This is a genomic window from Microbacterium sp., assembly GCF_044508325.1.
Taxonomy (GTDB): domain Bacteria; phylum Actinomycetota; class Actinomycetes; order Actinomycetales; family Microbacteriaceae; genus Microbacterium.
Genome location: NZ_JBIQHX010000018.1, coordinates 1 through 17,504, shown reverse-complemented (window position 1 = coordinate 17,504; position 17,504 = coordinate 1). Strand labels below are relative to the sequence as shown.

Below are 17,504 nucleotides of genomic sequence, written 5' to 3'. Positions count from 1 at the left end.
ATTCGGATGCCGGCGGCGCGGCCGTTAGCGTAGCCGTGTGCTGCCGACATCCGCTCGCTTCCTCGTCGTGCTCGACGCCGACTCCACGCTCATCCGCAATGAGGTGATCGAGCTCATCGCGGACGAGGCGGGCCGCCGTCGCGAGGTGGCCATGGCGACGGAGGCCGCGATGCGGGGCGAGGTCGACTTCGCGGCGAGCCTGCGCACCCGCGTCGATGCGCTGCGCGGCGTGCCGGTGGCCGCGTTCCAGCATGTGATCGCGCGCGTCGAGCCGACCCCCGGGGTGCATGAGCTCATCGACGAGGTCCACGCGCGGTCCGGCGTCGTGGGCGTCGTGTCGGGCGGATTCCACGAGGTGCTCGACACCGTCGCGCCCGCGCTCGGAGTGGACGTGTGGCAGGCGAACCGGCTGGCCGCGCGAGACGGCGCGCTGACCGGTCACGTGGACGGGGCGATCATGGACGCGGCCGGCAAGGAGGCGGTGCTGCGCTCGTGGTCCGCGCAGCTGAAGCTGCCGCTGTCGCGCACCATCGCCATCGGCGACGGCGCCAACGATCTGCGCATGCTCGCCGCCGCCGGTCTCGGGGTCGCCTTCAACGCGAAGCCGGCCGTGCGTCGGAATGCCGACGTCGTCGTCGCGCGCGCCGATCTGCGCGAGGTCATCCCGCTCCTGCCCTGACCGGTGTCAGCGGGCACGGGTAGCGTGTGCCGCATGGACGTGATCCTCGTACCCGGTCTCTGGCTCGACGCGTCGTCGTGGGACGACGTCACCCCGGCGCTGCGGGCCGCGGGGCATGACCCGCACCCGCTGACCATGCCCGGCGTGGGGGCGCCGGCGGCCGAGTCCGCCGGCATCGGCATCGCCGACTGGGTCGATGCCGTCGTGGCGGAGATCGACCGCCTCGGCGGCCCCGTCGCGCTCGTCGGCCACAGCGGCGGCGGCAACGTCGTGTGGGGCGCCGCCGAGGCGCGCGCCGATCTCGTGGCCCGCGTCGTGTTCGTCGACACCGTGCCTCCCCCGCCGGGCGGAGGCATCGCCGACTTCGGGCTGACCGACGGCGTGGTCGCCTTCCCCGGCTGGGATTTCTTCGACGACGAAAAGGTCGACGACCTCTCCCCCGACGTGCGCGCGAAGTGGGCGGCGCGGGCGAAGTCCGTGCCCGCACGGGTGCCGGCCGATGAGATCGCGCTGACCGGCACCCGGCGTCACACCGTGCCCGTCACGATCCTCTCGGGCGGCATGGACGAAGAGACCTTCCGGACCACCATCGCGCAGTGGGGTGCGTACGCCGCGGAGTTCGACGCGATCGAAGACGCCGAGGTGGTGCGCCTGGGCTCCGGGCACTGGCCGCAGTTCTCGCAGCCCGCCCACCTGGCGGAGACGCTCGTGACCGCCCTGCGCCCCCGGGCGGAGCAGCCCGGCTAGTGGCCCATGCCGAGGCCGCCGTCGACCGGGATCACGGCGCCGGAGATGTAGGCGGCGTCGTCGGAGGCGATCCAGGCGACCACGCCGGCGACCTCGTCGGGTGACGCGAAGCGGCCGGCCGGGATGCTCTTGCGGTACTCGGCCTGCGTCTCCTCCGCAAGCACGGCGGTCATCTCGGTCTCGATGAAGCCCGGAGCCACGACGTTGGCTGTGATACCGCGGGAGCCCAGCTCCCGGGTCAGCGAGCGGGCGAACCCGACCAGGGCGCTCTTGGACGACGCGTAGTTGATCTGACCCGCAGAGCCGTACAGGCCCACCACCGACGAGATGAGGATGACGCGACCCCACCGAGCACGCAGCATCCCCTTCGCCGCGCGCTTGACCACCCGGAACGCGCCGCCGAGGTTCGTGGCGACGACACTGTCGAAATCGTCCTCGCTCATCCGCAGCAGCAGCGTGTCCTTCGTGATGCCGGCGTTCGCCACGACGATCCCGATCGGGCCGAGCTCGGCCTCGACGGCCGTGAACGCGGCGTCGACCGCCGCCGCGTCGGTGACGTCGGCCTGCACGGTCATCGTGCCGGACGGACCCTCACCGGAGCGCGCGGTGACGGCGACCCGGTACCCTTCCGCGACGAAGCGCTCTGCGATCGCGCGGCCGATGCCGCGGTTTCCGCCGGTGACCAGGACGACGCGATCGGTGGACATGACCTCAGCCTAACGGGACCGCGTTTGACCTCGTCGCCGGGCTCTGTGACGCTGGAATCAGCTCTCGAGAAAGGCCCACCCATGAGCGACCCCACGCAGGATGGCAGCGCACCCGACGCACCCACTCCCCCGCCGCCGGCCCACCCCGATGCTCCCGCGTACGGGACCACGCCGCCGGACTACCCCGGCGCTCCCGCGTACGGGACCATACCGCCGCCCTACGCCGCGCCCCCTGCGCAGCAGTACGGCGCACCGCAGCAGCAGTACGGCGCACCGCAGCAGCAGTACGGTGCACCGCAGCAGCCGTACGGCGCCGCGCCGCAGTACGCCGCAGCGCCCGGATACGGCGGCTACCCGGCCGGGCCCAAGTACAACGTCATGGCGATCGTGTCGTTCGTCTCTTCGCTGGTGGGGCTGTTCGTGATCCCGATCATCGGGCAGATCGTCGGCATCATCACCGGCCACATCTCGCTGAACCAGCTCAAGACCAGCGGCGAGAACGGGCGCGGACTGGCCCTCGCGGGCACGATCATCGGCTGGGTGTCGCTGGGCCTGGCCGTCCTGGCGATCATCCTCATCTTCGCCTTCGTCATCCCCCTCGCGATCGCGAACGGGGCGCGGCTGCGCAGCTGATCCGGATCCCGTTGGATGCCCCCGGCGTAAGCTGGGGGCATCGCCGTTTCGAGCCCCAGAATGTTCCGTCCCAAGCGCCCTTCCGCCACGTCTCTCCCGCAGTCTCCACGGGACGACGAGTCCTCGCGCATCCGCAAGTACCTGGTCACCATGGGCATCCGCGTCCTGTGCCTCGTGCTCATGGTCGTGGTCCAGCCCTACAGCTGGTACACCTGGCTCTTCGGCCTGGGCGCGGCGGTGCTGCCGTATGTGGCGGTCGTGCTCGCCAACGTCGGGAAGGACGCGCACGAGACGCAGCCTGAGCGACCGGAGCTCTCCCTGCCGGCGCAGCCCGGGAGCGGCACGCCGGCCGAGCCGAAGGTCATCCGCGTCGCCGAGGCCCCGCGGCTCACCGATCAGCCGCACGACGGCGTCGCCGGCCCCGCGCCCGAGCACCCCGACGGAGACCGCACGTGATCGGCGAGGAGTTCGAGGGCACCGTGTGCTCGCGCGCGGGGTGCCGCGCGCCGGCGCACTGGGTGATCGCGTGGCGCAATCCCCGCATCCACGCACCCGACCGTCGCAAGCAGTGGACCGCCTGCGACGAGCACGTCGACTACCTCCGCGGCTTCCTCGCCGCCCGCGACTTCCCGGTCGCGGTCGAGGCCCTCCAGCCCCGGCAGGAGACGGCGTGAGCCGCCGCCAGACGGCGCCTGCCGCCGTCCGCTGGACCGCGTACATCGGCATCGCCGTGGTCTTCGCGATCGCCTGCGCCTTCCTGTCGAACTGGCAGTTCACCCGCAACGCCGACCGCTCCCAGCAGCTCGCGCTCGTCGCCGCGAACTACGACGCCGACCCTGTGGCTCTGTCGACGCTCATCCCCGCCGGCGCGGCGCTCGACCCGGCCGACGAATGGCGCCCGGTCGAGCTCACCGGAACGTATCTCTCCGACCAGCAGCTGCTCGTGCGCAACCGCGCCCACGGCGGCACCGCCGCCTTCGAGGTGCTGGTGCCGCTGGAGCTGTCCGACGGACGACTGCTCCTCGTCGACCGGGGCTGGGTGGGCCCCGGCTCCAGCGCGGAAGAGCCCGAGGCGGTGCCGCCGGCACCGACCGGCGAGGTCACCGTCGTCGTGCGCCTGCGTGACGGCGAGGCCCTGCCCGCGTCCGGCCGCGGGGCGCCGCCGGGACAGGTGCCCACCATCAACCTGCCGCTGATCGCCGAGCAGCTGGGCGCCGATCGGCTCGAGACCAGCGCATACGGCCTCATGGTCAGCGAGGATCCCGCCCCGGCCGACCGCCCGGCGCCGCTGCCCTCCCCCTCGGACGACCCCGGTCCGTATCTGTCCTACGCGATCCAGTGGATCCTCTTCGCGATCATGGGCTTCGTCTTCATCGCGTACGTGATCGTCACCGAGCGACGTCACCGGCGTGAGGAGGCGGAGGATGCCGCCGCCGCCGCGACCCGGGCAGCGGACGGCGAGGCGCCGGCATCCCCGCCGCGTCAGCGCCGCACCGGACGGCGTCGCGACCGCGACATGCAGGAGGAGGACGCCGTCCTCGATGAGGTCGGCCGCTAGGCCAGCGCCACGAGGTCGACGTAGTCGCGCCCCCAGATGTCCTCGACGCCGTCAGGCAGGATGAGCACGCGCTCCGGGTTCAGCGCCTCCACTGCGCCCTCGTCGTGCGAGACCAGCACGACGGCCCCCTCGTAGTGCGCGAGCGCGCCCAGGATCTCCTCGCGGGAGGCGGGGTCGAGGTTGTTGGTGGGCTCGTCGAGGAGCAGCACGTTCGCACTGGAGACGACGAGCGTGGCCAGCGACAGGCGGGTCTTCTCACCGCCGGAGAGGACACCGGCGGGCTTGAGCACGTCGTCGCCGGTGAACAGGAACGAGCCGAGCACCTTGCGCGCCTCGGTGGCGCTGATGTCGGGCGCCGCCGACATCATGTTCTCCAGCACCGATCGGGTCACGTCGAGGTTCTCGTGCTCCTGCGCGTAGTACCCGATCTTCAACCCGTGACCGGGCTCGACCCGGCCGGTGTCCGGTGAGTCCACGCCGGCCAGGATGCGCAGCAGCGTCGTCTTCCCGGCGCCGTTGAGCCCGAGCACGACGACCCGCGAGCCCCGGTCGATCGCGAGGTCGACGTCCGTGAAGATCTCCAGCGAGCCGTACGACTTCGACAGTCCGGACGCGGTGAGCGGGGTCCGGCCACACGGCGCAGGCGTGGGGAACCGCAGCTTGGCGACGCGATCCTGCGCGCGCACCTCTTCCAGGCCGGCCAGCAGCTTCTCGGCACGCGCCATCATCTGGTGCGCGGCGGCGGCCTTGGTGGCCTTCGCCCCGAAGCGCGCGGCCTGCAGCTGCAGCGCGGTCGCCTTCTTCTCGGCGTTGGCGCGCTCCTTCTTGCGCCGCTCCTCGTCCGCCACGCGCTGGCGCAGGTAGTGCTTCCAGCCCATGTTGTAGATGTCGATCACCTGCCGGTTCGCATCCAGGTAGAAGACGCGGTTGACCGTGTCTCCCACGAGCTCCACGTCGTGGGAGATGACGATCAGGCCACCCCGATAGCTGCGCAGGAACTCGCGCAGCCACACCACGCTGTCGGCGTCGAGATGGTTGGTGGGCTCGTCCAGGATCATCGTCCCCGCATCCGAGAAGAGGATGCGGGCCAGTTCGATGCGCCGCCGCTGACCGCCCGACAGGGTCTTCAGCGGCTGGTCGAGGATCCGGTCGGGCAGCGAGAGATTGTGGGCGATGGATGCCGCCTCGGCCTCTGCGGCATATCCGCCCAGCGCCTCGAAGCGCTCTGTCAGCTGCGAGTACCTGCGCATGGCGCGGGCGGCCGCGTCCACATCGTCGTCGGCCATGGCCACGGACGCCTCGCGCATGCCGATCGCGATCGTGCCGAGTCCGCGGGCGTCGAGGATGCGGGTGCGGGCGAGCATCTCGGGATCGCCCGAGCGCGGATCCTGCGGGAGGTAGCCGATCTCGCCGGAGCGGTCGACTCGGCCCTCGCTGGGCAGCACGTCGCCGGCCAGCACCTTGGTCAGAGTCGTCTTTCCGGCGCCGTTGCGGCCGACCAGCCCGATCTTGTCGCCGTCGGAGACACGGAACGAGACATCGGACATGAGCACGCGTGCGCCGACCCGGATCTCGAGGTCATGCACGGCGAGCACAGCAGATGTCCGTTTCGTTCGGTGAGGGGCACAAAGGCGGCCGATGGCCAGCCCCCTAGTATAAGTCGGGACGCCCGCAGCCCTTCCCGGGCACGACCCAAGGAGCCCCATGTCCTCGATCGCTGCGCCCGCGCGCCGCCGTGTCCTCGCCGACCTCGTCGCCCGTCCCGCCGCACGCTCCCGCGCCTTCGCGGTGGATGCCGCGCTGGTCCTCGCCGGCACCGCCCTCGTGGCACTTCTGGCGAAGGTGTCGTTCTTCATCGGACCGATCCCGATCACGGGGCAGACGCTCGGCGTCATCGTGGTGGGTGCGGCCCTGGGCGCCCGTCGCGGCGCGGCGAGCCTCACGACCTACCTCCTGGTCGGCCTCGCCGGGCTTCCGGTCTTCGCCGGCCCCGTCGCGGGGCCGGGCTACGTGCTCTCGCCGTCGTTCGGGTTCATCCTCGGCTTCATCCCCGCGGCGTTCGTGGCCGGCTGGTTCGCCGAGCGTGCGTGGGACCGCAAGCCCTGGCTCGCCTTCGTCGGGTTCGCCGCCGCGAGCGTCATCCCGTTCCTGATCGGCGTTCCCTACCTCGCCCTGATCCTGGCCACGGTGGGCGGCGCGACCGTCACCCTGGCATCGGCGCTCGACGCCGGGGTGTGGCCGTTCATCGTGCCCGGGCTGATCAAGGCGGCGTTCGCCGCCCTGCTGGTGCCGACGGCCTGGGCCCTCGTTCGCGCGGTCGACCGCCGCACGCGCTGAGGCGATCCCGCCGCGGTCAGCCCTGCGCCGCCGCGGTCGCCGCGGCGAGCCGCTCCACGAGCGTGGGCAGGATCCACGGGAGGGTGAGCGGCGTCGGCGTGAGCGCGGAGACCTCGGGTCCGTTCACGAGCGCGGCGACCGCACCCCGTGCGACGGCGGGGATCAGCCGCGCCGTGGTGGACGTGGTGAACGCGTCCAGGGCGCCGTCGTCGACGAAGGTGAGGACGACGTCCGCGTCGATCTGATCCAGGCGCTCCGGGCTGACCGTCGTGTAGAACGTGGCCTCGCCGGAGTCCAGTTCGGTGACGCTCGCAGGTGAGACGAAGCCGAGATCCTCGAGGATCTGCACCCGCGGGTCGGCCGGCAGGTACAGGTACCAGATGCCGGCGGAATCGCTGGGCACCGCGATGGACGTCCCGGCGAACTCGGGGTGCGCGGCGGCGGCATCGGCGACGAGGGCGTCGAGGTCGTCGAGGATCGCCTGCGCCTCCGCCTCAAGCCCGAGCACCTCGCCCGTGACCGCGACGACGTCCCGCCACGGGGTGACCCATGGTCCCTCCTCGTAGGCGACCACCGGGATTCCTGCGCCGGTGACCTCGTCGAACTCCTCCTGCGTGAGCCCGGAGTACGGGGCGATCAGGACGTCCGGAGCGGCGGTGAGGAGCTCTTCGACGTCGAGCTCGTACGCGGAGCTGTCCAGGATGACGGGGTCGGCCGCGCCGAGGTCGTCGAGCGCCTCCTCGATCCACGGCGAGATCCGGTCGTCGCCCCCGGAGTAGTCGTCACTCGGGATCGCGACCGGCGCGATCCCGAGCGCCAGGACCGCGTCGGTGGCTCCCCACCCCCACGTGGCGACCCGCGTGGGCGGCGCGTCGATCACGGCGTCGCCGAGCGCGCTGCGGATCGTGAGGGGGAAGCCCGCCCCGGTCGGTGCGGCCGGCTGGGCGGGGGCCTGCGACGGGGCGGCGCAGGCGCCGAGCGCTGCCACGAGGGCGGCGGCGGCCAAGGCGGCGAGGGGGCGGCGTGCGAGGGACATCGTTCTTTCCTTTGCTCGTTCGGGTCAGGGGGTTTCGGCGGGCGTGTTCGCGCCGCCCGGGACAGGGACGACCAGCGGGGTCCCGGTGAGGGGGTCGGGGATGACGAGGGCGCGCAGTGCGAAGGCCTCGGCGACCACTTCGGTGGTGAGCACCGTCGACGGCGAGCCCTGCGCGATGACCCGTCCCGCCTCCATCACCACCAGCTCGTCGGCATACCGCGCGGCGAGGTTCAGGTCGTGGAGGACGGCGACGATGGTCGCCCCCTGCTCGCGGTTGAGCTCACGCAGCAGGTCGAGCACCTCGAGCTGGTGGCTGAGGTCGAGGAAGGTCGTCGGCTCGTCCAGCAGCAGGATCCGGGTCTGCTGGGCGAGCGCCATCGCGATCCAGACCCGCTGGCGCTGACCGCCCGACAGATCGCCGACCGGGCGATCGGCGAGCTCGGCCGTCCGGGTGCGCCGCAGCGCCTCGTCGACGACAGCCGTGTCGGCCGCGCTCCATCGCCCGAACAGACCGCGGTGCGGGTGGCGTCCTCGCGCGACGAGCTCCGCGACGGTCAGCCCCTCCGGGGCGAGCGGATGCTGGGGCAGCAGCCCCACGGTGCGGGCGTACTCGGGCCGTGGGATGCGCGCGGCGTCTCTTCCGTCCAGTTCGACACGCCCCGCCTGAGGCGGCCGCAGCCGCGCGAGCGCACCCAGCAGGGTCGACTTCCCGCACGCGTTGGCGCCGATGATCATGGTGAGCCGGCCGGGGGCGATGTCCAGATCGAGTCCGCGGATCACCGTCCGGCCGGGGTACCCGGCGTCCAGGCCGCGAACGCGCAGACGCGGCGACACGACCGGCGTCGCCGCACGGTCCAGGTGGGTCGTCATAGGGAGCGTCCCTTCGAGGTCGCGAGCAGCCAGAGGAGGAAGACGGCGCCGAGTGCGCCGGTCACCACGCCGACCGGCATCGCCACACCGGGGAGCGCGAACTGCGCCAGCAGATCGGCGAAGGTGAGCAGCACGGCCCCGACCAGCGCACTGGACGCGAGCGCCGCGGCGCCGTGGCCGACCAGCGGCCGCGCGATCGCCGGTGCGCACAGCGCCACGAAGGCGATCGGTCCGGCGAAAGCGCAGGTGACCGCGGTCAGCAGCACGGCGATCACGACGCACACGATCCGTGCCGGCCCGGGACGGACCCCCAGCCCCGCGGCGGCGTCGGGGCCGAGGGCGAGGATCGGCAGCCACCGGCCGACCACGAACAGGGCGGGCAGGGCGAGCAGCCACACGACGGCGAGCACGCCGACCTGCCACCACGGCGTGCTGGAGAGCGTGCCCGTCAGCCAGATGAGGGCGGACTGCGTCTGCTGCAGACGCGCCTTGGTGAGCAGGAACCCCACGAGGGCCGCGGTGAAGAACGCCAGCCCCACGCCCGCGAGGATCAGGCGGTAGCCGGCCGCGCGCCCGCGCGCCGCCGCCAGCAGGAGCAGGGATGCCGCAAGTCCCCCCGCGAAGGCGATCATCGGGAGCGCGGGTCCGGTGACGCCGAGGATGAGCAGGGCGAACACCGCCGCCGCGCTCGCGCCGCCGGAGATTCCGAGCAGCTCGGGACTGGCGAGCGGATTGCGCAGCAGCGACTGCAGGATCGCGCCGGCGGTGCCCAGAGCCGCGCCGACCAGCAGTGCCATGGTCAGGCGGGGCAGCCGCACCTGCAGCACGACGTACTGCTCCACCGGCGCCCCGCCGCCGGTGAGCACCCCCCACACCTGCGCGGGGGCCAGGGGGAACTCCCCCGTCGTCAGCGCGACCGCCGCCCCGGTCAGCACGAGCAGGCACAGCCCGCCCGCCACGAGGCCCGATCGGCGTCGCGCGTGGGCGCGCACCGGCACCACGACGCTCACAGTGCCACCCGCTGCCCGCGCAGCACGAGCGCGATGAGCACCGGCGCTCCCAGGAAGGCGACCACGACGCCGGCCTGCACCTCGCCCGGCGGGGCGACGACCCGGCCGAGGACGTCGGCGATCAGGAGCAGGGCGGCGCCCACCGGCATCCCGATCCACAGCAGACGTGCGTAGGATCCGCCGACCACGGCCCGCAGGGCATGCGGGACCACGAGGCCCAGGAACACGATCGGACCGGCGATGGCCGTGGCCCCCCCGGCCAGCAGCACGCTCGCCGAGATGCCGGCCAGGCGAGTGCGGCCGACGCGATGCCCGAGCCCGGTGGCGGTGTCGTCGCCGAGGGCGATGAGGTCGAGCCCGCGTGCCGACAGCAGCGCGACAGCGGCGCCCACCGCCAGGGGCAGCGCGACGACGGCCACCGTGTCCAGACCGCGGGCGCTGAGCGCGCCGACGGCCCAGTAGCGATACACATCGAGTGCGGCGGACTGGGTCGTCAGCACGAGCAGGGTGATCGACGTCAGTCCCGCGGTCACGGCGGCCCCGGTCAGCGCCAGCCGGGCCGGCGCGGAGTCGCCTGCTCCTCGCGATCCGATCATCGCCACGACGACCGCGGCAGCTCCTGCCCCCGCGAACGCGTACCACACGTACCCCGCCGGCTGCGTGATGCCGGCGAGCGTGATCGCCAGCAGAACGCCCACCGAGGCGCCGGCGTTGACGCCCAGCAGCCCGGGATCGGCGAACGGGTTGCGCGTCAGGCCCTGCATGACCGTGCCGGAAAGGGCCAGCGCCATGCCCGCCAGAAGTCCGATGACCGTCCGGGGCAGGCGCTGATCGACGACGACGACGTGGTCGCCGACGTCGAGGTCGAAGCGGAGCACGGCGTCCAGGACGGTGTCGGGCGGTATCGCGCGGGCTCCGACGGCCAGGCTCAGCAGCACGGCCACGACCAGCAGGGCCACGGCCCCCACGCCCACCCGGACCGCGCGCGCACGAGCGGCGGGCGGGCGGCTCATCCCGTTCGTTCCGCCTGGCCGAGCCGCCAATAGCCCATGAACGCCACGCGCCCCCGGTCGACGCCGCAGGCACCGACGAGCAGTCGTCGCAGGGTCTTGATCGTGGCGGACTCGCCGGCCAGCCACGCGTAGAACTCGCCGTCGGGGTCGACCGGACTGTCCCACAGCAGCTCGCGGTCGACGTCGACGTCCTCGAGCACCTGGGCCCGTGGCGCGGCCGCTCGCACGAGCAGGTCCGCGTGCTGCGTCGTCCACGCCGTCACGGCGTCGACCAGGAGCGCGCCGTGCGGTGCGGTGTCGCGCGCGAGCCAGCTCACGCGGAGCGATGGCGCCGCGGCGATCGGAAGCGCATCGGCTGCCGTCGGGATCTCGATGAAGGCGTCGACGTCGAAGTCGGCGCCGAGGGTCTCCAGCACCGCGCAGATGGCCGGTGCGGCCGTCTCGTCACCGGCCAGCAGGATGCGGCGCGCGGCGCCGGGGCGCCAGTCGAGTCCGATGCGCGGGTCTTCGCTCCTGCCGTCGGGGCCGACCACGATCAGCTCGTCTCCGACGGCGGCCGCAGCGGCCCAGGCGCCGGCCGGTCCCGCGCCCTCGTGGACCACGAAGTCGACGTCGAGCTCCCCGGCTTCGGGGTCGATGCGGCGGACCGTGTAGGTGCGGAACGGATTGCGCGCCGAGTCCGGCAGCGCGCGCCAGCGCTCGTACCAGTCCCCCGCCTCCTCGCGCTGGCCCACGTCCGCGAACGTGCCGTCGTCGTGGGGCAGCAGGATCTTGATCCTCTGGTCGAGTCCTGCGGTGCCGAAGTGCTCGAGGGCGTCGTCGGCGAAGGTCACCCGCGTGAAGTGCGGGGAGAGCCGGCGCACCCGGACGACCTTCACGACATACGGGCGATAGGCGGGGCGGACCAGGGTCGCAGCGGTGGACACGTCATTAGGTTAGCCTTACCTGGCTCGATTCGCCATTCGGATTCAGCGCTGTTCGTGCGCCCGTCCCATCCGCAGGCCCGGGACGAGCGCGAGCAGCGCCAGGACGGCGGCGATGGCGAACACGGCGGGATACTCGGCGCCGGTGCCGCCGAGTCCGGTGAACACGAGCCCCATCACGGCGATGGCGGACGCCGCTCCCACCGCGTCCGAGATCGACAGGGCGGCCGAGTTGAAGCCCTGGTTCGCCGGCGTCGAGTAGGCGAGGGTGAGAACCGTCAGGCGCGGGTACATGAGCCCCATCCCCGCGCCGGCGAGCGCCCACCCGGCGATGATCACGGCAGGCGACAGCAGCCAGAGTGCCGTCGCCATCGCCACCAGCGCCGCTGTGGTCAGCAGAGCTGTGCCGATCACGGTGATGCGCTGGTTCCCGAGGCGGTCCCCCACCCGGCCCTGCACCTCTGCGCCGGCGGCCCAGGCGATGGCGGCCGCGGTGAGGCCGAGCCCCGCCCAGGTCGCGGTGAAGCCGTACTCGGCGATGAGCAGGTACGGGATGTAGATCTCCGCGCCGAAGAGCGCGCCCGCGATGACGCCGCGCATGAGGATGACGCTGGGCAGCCCCCGGCCCGCCAGCAGCGTCCGCCGCGGCAGGAGCGGTCGCACGGCGACGAGGATGAGGACGACGGATGCCGCCACCACCGGCAGCGCGAACGGCCCCGCCTCGCCGGCGAGACTGACCCCGAGCGCCCCTGCGGCGACCAGGAACGCACAGGCCAGTCGCGGGGCGATCGGGGCGCGTGACGGCTCGTCGGTGTGCATGGGCAGCCCCCACAGGCGCAGGGCGACCATGACGAACGCCCCCGCCGTCAGCACGGCGACGCCCAGGAACACCCACCGCCAGTGCAGGAAGTCGCTCACCGCCCCGGCGAGGAACGGGCCGATGAGAGAGGGGACGACCCATGCCGCCGAGAACGCCGCGAAGACACGTCCGTGCAGCAAGGACGGGTAGACGCGGGCCACCACGACGTAGAGCGCGACCGTCTCCCCACCCACGCCCAGGCCCTGGATGAGGCGCCCGGCGACCAGCACCTCCATCGTGGGGGCCAGTCCCGCCAGCAGCAGTCCCACGACGAAGAGGGCGACCGCGCTGGTCAGCGGGACCGTGGGTGCGCTGCGGTCGCACCAGGCGCCCACCGCGACCATCCCGATCACGCTCGTGGCAAGGGTGCCCGAGAAGGCCACCGCGAACAGCGCCTCCCCCTGGAGGTCGGCCACGACGAACGGCATCACGGTCGTGATCGCCAGCGACTGCATCGCGGCGAGGAAGATCATCGCGACCGCCCCGACCGTGACCCACACGTAGCGGGCGCTCCAGATCCCCTCGCGGGTGTGCCGGGCGACCGGCACCGGACCGGTCGGCACCGGCTCGTGGGGCGCGCTCACGAGCGTGCGAGTGCGCCGATGCGACGCACCGCGTCGACGAGCACATCCTCGGCACACGCGAAGTTGAGCCGCGCGAAGCCGCGCCCCTCGTCGCCGAAGTGCGGACCGAAGTGCAGCGCGACCTTCGCCTCGCGCAGGATGCGGCGGGCCGGATCGTCTCCCCAGCCCAGCTCGGACAGATCGATCCAGGCGAGGTATCCGGCGTCCGGGATCCGGTACCGCGCCGCCGGCAGCTCTTCGGCCAGGAGCTCGGCGAGCAGCCGCCGGTGGCGGTCGAGGGTGACCAGCACGCCGTCCAGCCACGGGTCGCTGTCGGCCGAGAACGCGGCCGTGCCCGCCAGCATCCCGAACTGCCCCGTCCGCCACTCCACCTCGATCGGCAGGCTCCGCACGACGTCCGCGGGCCGCTCGCCCGCCGTGATCATCAGCGCGCACTTGAGGCCGGCCAGGTTGAACGCCTTGCTGGCGCTGGTCACCGCGAAGCCGAGCTCCGCCGCGACCGGGGATGCGGCCAGGAAGGGGGTGAAGGTCGCACCGGGGTAGGTGAGCGGTGCGTGGATCTCGTCGCTGATGACGGCTGCCCCGAAGACCTTCGCGAGCTCTGCGAGAGCGGCCAGGGTCTCGCGGGAATGCACCGTTCCGGTGGGATTGTGCGGGCTGCACAGCAGCACGGCGCGGGCGCCGCCCGCCAGTGCGGCTTCGATCCCGAGCAGGTCGAGCTCCCAGCCGTCGTCGGTGGCCACGAGCGGAACCCGCTCCGCGACCGCTCCTGCCTCGGCGACGAGGTCGTAGAACGGCGGGTACACGGGCGGGGTGAGCACCACGCGCTCGCCGGGTCGCGTGACGCGGCGCAGGATCTCCACGATGCCCATGCTCACGTCCGCCGTGGAGCGGATGCGGCGCGGGTCGACATCCCACCCCAGCCGACGTCGCGCGAACCCCGCGTACGCGTCCGCCAGCGGCGTGCGCGAGGCGGTGTACCCGGTGTCGCCGAGCTCGACGGCGCGCTGCAGGGCGGCGGTCACCGCCGGGGCGAGCGGGAAGTCGGATTCCGCGACGAACAGGGGCAGGACGTCCTCGGGGTACTCCCGCCACTTCTCGCTCGTGCGCTCACGGAGTCGGTGCAGTGGGAGGGGAAGGACAGGGGCGGCACTCACCCCTTGAGCCTAAGGCGCATCAGATCGCGAAGCCGAGTGCGCGCATCATGTCCCGACCGTCGTCGGTGATGCGCTCCGGGCCCCACGGCGGCATCCACACCCAGTTGATGCGGAACCGCTCCACGACCTCGTCCAGCGCCTGCGCCGTCTGCTCCTCGAGCACATCGGTGAGCGGGCAGCCCGCAGACGTGAGCGTCATGTGGATCACGAGCGCGTCGTTCTCGTCGTCCCAGCCGAGGTCGTAGATGAGGCCGAGATCGACGACGTTGATCCCGAGCTCGGGGTCCATCACGTCCTTCAGAGCCTCGGTGACCTCGTCGTACTTCTCCGGGCTGATCGTCGTCGCGGTCATGTGGCCGATCCTACGCCTGAACGCCCTCGGCGGGCTCGGGCTCGGCCTGGACGTACCGGTCGTAGCCCTCCTCCTCGAGCCGGTCGGCCAGCTCGGGGCCGCCCTCCTCGACGATGCGCCCGTTCACCATCACGTGCACGAAGTCGGGGTGGATGTACCGCAGGATGCGCGTGTAGTGGGTGATCAGCAGCACGCCGAGGTTCGTCTCGGCCTTCGCCCGGTTGACGCCGTCCGCCACCACCTTGAGCGCGTCGACATCCAGACCCGAGTCCGTCTCGTCGAGCACCGCGAGCTTGGGCTTGAGCAGCTCGAGCTGGAGGATCTCGTGGCGCTTCTTCTCGCCGCCGGAGAACCCCTCGTTGACGTTGCGCTGCGCGAACTTCGCGTCCATGCGCAGGTTCTTCATCGACTCGCGGACATCCTTCGTCCAGGTGCGGATGGGCGGCGCCTCGCCGTCGATCGCGGTCTTGGCGGTGCGCAGGAAGTTGGTGACGCTCACGCCCGGGATCTCGACCGGGTACTGCATCGCCAGGAAGAGCCCGGCGCGCGCCCGCTCGTCGACGGTCATCGCGAGCACGTCCTCGCCGTCGAAGGTGATGGTCCCGGCGGTCACCGTGTACTTCGGGTGACCGGCGATCGTATAGGCGAGAGTCGACTTGCCGGAGCCGTTCGGCCCCATGATCGCGTGCGTCTCGCCCGTGCGGATGGTCAGGGTGACGCCGTTGAGGATCGGAGTGGTGCCCGCGTCCGTCTCCACGGAGACGTGGAGGTCGCGGATCTCGAGGACTGACATTCAGACTTCCTTCGTGAGGTGCGGATCGACGAGCACGTCATCGCCGTCGATCTGGACGACGTAGACGGGAACGGGCTCGTACGCGGGGAGGTTGAGCGGCTGGCCGGTGCGCAGCGAGAACCGCGACCCGTGGGCCCAGCATTCGAGGGCATCGTCGTCGACGAACCCCTCGGACAGCGAGATGTCGCCGTGCGTGCAGGTGTCGCCGATCGCATGGACGTCGCCGTTCGAGTCGAGGACCACCGCGATCGGCACGCCCTCGACGTCGAACCGACGGGCTTCGTCCTGCACGAGCTCGCTCAGTGCGCAGATGCGCTGCAGGCTCACTCGACCACCTCCGCTGCGGGGGTGGCTGCGAGCTCGTCCTCGATGGCGGCGATGAGCTCGTCCTCGAGGGCGGGGATGCGGATCTTCTGCACGATCTCGCCGAGGAAGCCGAGCACGACCAGCCGCCGCGCCTCGTCCTCGGGGATCCCCCGCGCCTGCAGGTAGAACAGCTGCTCGTCGTCGAAGCGCCCGGTGGCGCTGGCGTGTCCCGCCCCGACGATGTCACCGGTCTCGATCTCGAGGTTCGGCACCGAGTCGGCGCGGGCGCCCTCGGTGAGCAGCAGATTGCGGTTCGCCTCATAGGAGTCGGTGCCCACGGCATCCGGTCCGATCAGCACGTCGCCGATCCAGGCCGTGCGGGCGCTCGCACCCTGCAGGGCGCCCTTGTAGAGGACGTCGCCCTTCGTGTACGGACCCTTGTGGTGCAGGAACACCTGACTCTCCAGGTGCTGCCCCGCGTCGGCGTACGTCAGTCCGTAGAGTTCGGCGGACGAGCCGGGGCCGGCCAGCTCGACGTTCGGGTTGACGCGCACGACGCCGCCGCCGAAGCTCACGACGATGTGGCGCAGATGTGCATCGCGCAGCACCCGCGCCTGGTGGGCGGATGCGTGCAGGGCGCCGTCATCCCACTGCTGCACGGTCACCAGTTCGAGCCGCGCGCCGTCGCGCACGACGATCTCGACGTTCTGCGCGTACTGAGCGGAGCCGGTGTGCCGCAGCACGACGATGGCGGACGAGTTCGGCATGGCCTCGACGATGAGATGCGCGTGCGCGTGGCGCGCGGCATCCGCTCCCTGCAGGTCGAGGGTGATGGGCTGGTCCGCTTCGATGTCCTGGGGGATGCGGATGTGCAGCGCGTTCTCGCACCGCTTCCACGCCAGCGCGCTGATGCGGTCCTCCGGGGTGAACACCTCGCCGCGCACCGCGGCGTCGTGCCCGGTGGACTCGATGTGGAATCCCTCCGGGGCGTCGATGCGATACGCGATGGCGTCGTCGTCGCCGGTCTCGGTGTCCTCGTCGAGCAGGAGCGGGCGGAGGCGGTCGATCGGCGTGTAGCGCCAGTTCACCTCGCGGCCGGTCGGCACGGCGAAGTCATCGAGGTCGTAGGAGGAAGGACGCTCGGAGCGCGTCTGCACCGGGACGAAGCGTCCCTCCCCGTCGGAGTGCGGCAGAGAGCCCGGCACCGTGTTCGGTGCCTCGGTGGCGGTCGTCATGGCCTAGCCCACCGACCCTTCCATGCCCATCTCGATGAGCTTGTTGAGTTCGAGGGCGTACTCCATCGGAAGTTCGCGGGCGATCGGCTCGATGAACCCGCGCACGATCATCGCCATGGCCTCGTCTTCGGGCAGTCCCCTGCTCTGCAGGTAGAACAGCTGCTGCTCGCTGACCTTCGACACGGTCGCCTCGTGTCCCAGCTCCACGTCGTCGACGCGGATGTCGATGGCGGGATACGTGTCGGAGCGCGACTGGGTGTCGACCAGCAGCGCGTCGCAGCGGACCGTGTTGGCCGAGTGATGCGCATTGGCTTCGACACGCACCTCGCCGCGGTAGCCGGCGCGGCCACCGCCGCGGGCGATCGACTTCGAGACGATCGAGGACTGCGTGTAGGGCGCCATGTGGATCATCTTCGCGCCCGCGTCCTGGTGCTGGCCGGGACCGGCGAAGGCGACCGACAGCGTCTCGCCCTTGGCGTGCTCGCCGACCAGGAAGATCGACGGGTACTTCATCGTCACCTTGGAGCCGATGTTGCCGTCGACCCACTCCATCGTGGCGCCCTCGTGCGCCACCGCGCGCTTGGTGACCAGGTTGTAGACGTTGGTCGACCAGTTCTGGATCGTCGTGTAGCGCACGCGCGCGTTCTTCTTGACGATGATCTCCACGACGGCGGAGTGCAGCGAGTCGCTCTTGTAGATCGGCGC

At 71.9% G+C, this 17,504-nt stretch carries 21 protein-coding genes; 7 read left to right on the top strand and 14 right to left on the bottom strand.

What is annotated here, in order from left to right:
* Positions 1 to 40: 40 nt before the first annotated feature.
* Positions 41 to 679 (top strand): phosphoserine phosphatase SerB, encoded by a 639-nt coding sequence (serB, locus tag ACIWQI_RS13065; protein ID WP_396658071.1) that lies wholly within the window; start codon positions 41 to 43, stop codon positions 677 to 679.
* Between the two features lie 33 nt (positions 680 to 712).
* A complete protein-coding gene (locus tag ACIWQI_RS13060) occupies positions 713 to 1,426 on the top strand; it encodes an alpha/beta fold hydrolase (protein WP_396658023.1) in 714 nt (237 codons plus the stop codon).
* Here the strand turns inward: ACIWQI_RS13060 and fabG are convergent.
* Positions 1,423 to 2,133 carry a 3-oxoacyl-ACP reductase FabG gene (fabG, locus tag ACIWQI_RS13055; protein ID WP_396658022.1) on the bottom strand — a complete coding sequence of 237 codons (711 nt, stop codon included), beginning with the start codon at positions 2,131 to 2,133 and terminating at the stop codon, positions 1,423 to 1,425. The two genes, ACIWQI_RS13060 and fabG, sit on opposite strands and share 4 nt — an antisense overlap.
* A gap of 81 nt (positions 2,134 to 2,214) precedes the next feature.
* Here fabG and ACIWQI_RS13050 point away from each other — a divergent pair, with 81 nt between their 5' ends.
* Genes ACIWQI_RS13050 through ACIWQI_RS13035 form a run of 4 tightly spaced genes read left to right on the top strand, consistent with a single transcriptional unit; the run spans position 2,215 to position 4,324 of the window.
* Complete coding sequence (locus tag ACIWQI_RS13050; protein WP_396658021.1) at positions 2,215 to 2,766, top strand: DUF4190 domain-containing protein; 552 nt, start codon at positions 2,215 to 2,217, stop codon at positions 2,764 to 2,766.
* A gap of 60 nt (positions 2,767 to 2,826) precedes the next feature.
* Positions 2,827 to 3,222, top strand: a complete 396-nt coding sequence (locus ACIWQI_RS13045) for a DUF3099 domain-containing protein (RefSeq protein ID WP_396658020.1) — start codon at positions 2,827 to 2,829, stop codon at positions 3,220 to 3,222.
* Positions 3,219 to 3,440: a hypothetical protein gene (locus tag ACIWQI_RS13040; protein ID WP_396658019.1), complete on the top strand. Its 222-nt coding sequence runs from the start codon at positions 3,219 to 3,221 to the stop codon at positions 3,438 to 3,440. Before ACIWQI_RS13045 ends, ACIWQI_RS13040 begins: the two co-directional genes overlap by 4 nt.
* Positions 3,437 to 4,324: an SURF1 family protein gene (locus tag ACIWQI_RS13035; RefSeq protein ID WP_396658017.1), complete on the top strand. Its 888-nt coding sequence runs from the start codon at positions 3,437 to 3,439 to the stop codon at positions 4,322 to 4,324. Before ACIWQI_RS13040 ends, ACIWQI_RS13035 begins: the two co-directional genes overlap by 4 nt.
* Here ACIWQI_RS13035 and ACIWQI_RS13030 read toward each other — a convergent pair.
* Positions 4,321 to 5,919 carry an ABC-F family ATP-binding cassette domain-containing protein gene (locus ACIWQI_RS13030; protein ID WP_396658016.1) on the bottom strand — a complete coding sequence of 533 codons (1,599 nt, stop codon included), beginning with the start codon at positions 5,917 to 5,919 and terminating at the stop codon, positions 4,321 to 4,323. The two genes, ACIWQI_RS13035 and ACIWQI_RS13030, sit on opposite strands and share 4 nt — an antisense overlap.
* Before the next feature lie 109 nt (positions 5,920 to 6,028).
* Here ACIWQI_RS13030 and ACIWQI_RS13025 point away from each other — a divergent pair, with 109 nt between their 5' ends.
* Complete coding sequence (locus ACIWQI_RS13025; protein WP_396658015.1) at positions 6,029 to 6,661, top strand: biotin transporter BioY; 633 nt, start codon at positions 6,029 to 6,031, stop codon at positions 6,659 to 6,661.
* 16 nt (positions 6,662 to 6,677) lie between these two features.
* Here ACIWQI_RS13025 and ACIWQI_RS13020 read toward each other — a convergent pair whose 3' ends face one another.
* The 12 genes from ACIWQI_RS13020 to sufB form a co-directional block, all read right to left on the bottom strand.
* Complete coding sequence (locus ACIWQI_RS13020) at positions 6,678 to 7,697, bottom strand: ABC transporter substrate-binding protein (protein ID WP_396658013.1); 1,020 nt, start codon at positions 7,695 to 7,697, stop codon at positions 6,678 to 6,680.
* A gap of 24 nt (positions 7,698 to 7,721) precedes the next feature.
* The gene (locus ACIWQI_RS13015) at positions 7,722 to 8,567 is read right to left on the bottom strand and encodes an ABC transporter ATP-binding protein (protein ID WP_396658011.1); all 846 of its coding nucleotides are present in this window, start codon (positions 8,565 to 8,567) and stop codon (positions 7,722 to 7,724) included.
* Positions 8,564 to 9,577, bottom strand: a complete 1,014-nt coding sequence (locus tag ACIWQI_RS13010) for a FecCD family ABC transporter permease (protein ID WP_396658009.1) — start codon at positions 9,575 to 9,577, stop codon at positions 8,564 to 8,566. The genes ACIWQI_RS13015 and ACIWQI_RS13010 overlap by 4 nt, the downstream gene beginning before the upstream one ends.
* A complete protein-coding gene (locus ACIWQI_RS13005) occupies positions 9,574 to 10,590 on the bottom strand; it encodes a FecCD family ABC transporter permease (protein WP_396658008.1) in 1,017 nt (338 codons plus the stop codon). Before ACIWQI_RS13005 ends, ACIWQI_RS13010 begins: the two co-directional genes overlap by 4 nt.
* Entirely contained in the window at positions 10,587 to 11,516 is a 930-nt protein-coding gene (locus ACIWQI_RS13000) for a siderophore-interacting protein (protein ID WP_396658006.1), read from the bottom strand. Before ACIWQI_RS13000 ends, ACIWQI_RS13005 begins: the two co-directional genes overlap by 4 nt.
* Before the next feature lie 42 nt (positions 11,517 to 11,558).
* On the bottom strand, positions 11,559 to 12,956 hold the full coding sequence (locus ACIWQI_RS12995; protein ID WP_396658005.1) for an MFS transporter: 1,398 nt from the start codon (positions 12,954 to 12,956) through the stop codon (positions 11,559 to 11,561).
* On the bottom strand, positions 12,953 to 14,113 hold the full coding sequence (locus ACIWQI_RS12990) for a MalY/PatB family protein (protein ID WP_396658003.1): 1,161 nt from the start codon (positions 14,111 to 14,113) through the stop codon (positions 12,953 to 12,955). Before ACIWQI_RS12990 ends, ACIWQI_RS12995 begins: the two co-directional genes overlap by 4 nt.
* A gap of 19 nt (positions 14,114 to 14,132) precedes the next feature.
* Positions 14,133 to 14,465, bottom strand: a complete 333-nt coding sequence (locus ACIWQI_RS12985) for a metal-sulfur cluster assembly factor (RefSeq protein WP_396658001.1) — start codon at positions 14,463 to 14,465, stop codon at positions 14,133 to 14,135.
* A 10-nt stretch (positions 14,466 to 14,475) separates the two neighbouring features.
* Entirely contained in the window at positions 14,476 to 15,258 is a 783-nt protein-coding gene (gene sufC, locus ACIWQI_RS12980) for a Fe-S cluster assembly ATPase SufC (protein ID WP_396658000.1), read from the bottom strand.
* Positions 15,259 to 15,585: a non-heme iron oxygenase ferredoxin subunit gene (locus ACIWQI_RS12975; RefSeq protein WP_396657998.1), complete on the bottom strand. Its 327-nt coding sequence runs from the start codon at positions 15,583 to 15,585 to the stop codon at positions 15,259 to 15,261.
* Positions 15,582 to 16,799, bottom strand: a complete 1,218-nt coding sequence (sufD, locus tag ACIWQI_RS12970; RefSeq protein ID WP_396657997.1) for a Fe-S cluster assembly protein SufD — start codon at positions 16,797 to 16,799, stop codon at positions 15,582 to 15,584. The genes ACIWQI_RS12975 and sufD overlap by 4 nt, the downstream gene beginning before the upstream one ends.
* Before the next feature lie 3 nt (positions 16,800 to 16,802).
* A partial coding sequence (sufB, locus tag ACIWQI_RS12965; RefSeq protein ID WP_396657995.1) for a Fe-S cluster assembly protein SufB occupies positions 16,803 to 17,504 on the bottom strand: 702 nt, incomplete at its 5' end.